This is a genomic window from Vibrio sp. 378, assembly GCF_033339435.1.
In genome coordinates this window covers 1-933 of sequence record NZ_JAWOUO010000236.1, presented here as the reverse complement: position 1 = coordinate 933, position 933 = coordinate 1, and the positions used below count along the sequence as shown (strand labels likewise).

General features: G+C 43.2%; 1 protein-coding gene and 1 pseudogene. Both read right to left on the bottom strand.

Annotated features, from left to right (window positions below):
* A pseudogene (locus R7Q48_RS25420) lies at positions 1 to 139 on the bottom strand (NADP-dependent oxidoreductase); the annotation flags it as partial.
* A gap of 147 nt (positions 140 to 286) precedes the next feature.
* Positions 287 to 886 carry a TetR/AcrR family transcriptional regulator gene (locus R7Q48_RS25415; protein ID WP_005463060.1) on the bottom strand — a complete coding sequence of 200 codons (600 nt, stop codon included), beginning with the start codon at positions 884 to 886 and terminating at the stop codon, positions 287 to 289.
* Positions 887 to 933 lie beyond the last annotated feature (47 nt).

Here is a 933-nt window from a genome sequence, read left to right as displayed (position 1 = left end):
AGAGGTAAACCGTTCTCAGCAGCATTTCTCCTGCCTGTGGAACAGGTTTTGCTACTTCCTCTAGGCGAAAGTTTTTAGTTGTAGGAGCACCATGTGGGCGTGATGCTAGGACGATTCTACGATTGGTTGCGTTAGTCATGTTTATCTCACTTATAGATTAGACCGGTCGTCTAGTGTTCGTTCCAAAATATCCCGCTCTTAGAGCGGGAAGATTTAGTGTGTTCCAAAAGGTTAATAGCCCAAATGAAACATGTGTAGGGTATTCATCTTACTTTAACGTTACTTGTTATGGGCAAGTTCGCGTGTTTTGCAGTAGATGTTGAGTATAGGTCAGGCTTTGCGTGAGCGCTTCCTGATCTTGATACAGTTTGTTCAGTAAGCTTGCGCCATTCCAAAGATAATAAATCTGTCTGGCCAACAATGCGCTATCACCGTTTGGGATAGACCCATCTTGAATACCGACATCAATACACTCAGCCATAGCTTGAATGGTCTTATCAGCGCCTCGACGCAGTGCGATACGCATAGGCTCCGATAAATCTGACACTTCGGCGCTTAGCTTCACTAACAAGCATTTGTTTGCATTACAGACATCATCTTCTACTTTTACCATTTCTTCAAAGTAGCTCATTAAGCGTTGGTAGCCATTGAGCTCGGTATTAGTGAAGCGGGCAGTCAGTTGTTCAAAATACTTGTTGAAGTAATCTTGAATCATTGCCTCACCAAACTGTTCTTTAGATTTGAAGTAATGATAAAACGAGCCTTTTGGCACTTCGGCCGTTTTTAGTAGCTCTGAAAGTCCAACACTCGTAAACCCTCGGGTAACAATCAATTCGTACCCGACGTCGAGAATGTGTTGGCGTGTGTCATTTGTTTTTGCGTTCATGGGCGGTACTATAAGATGAATTAGACCAGTCGTCTAGTTTTTTGTGG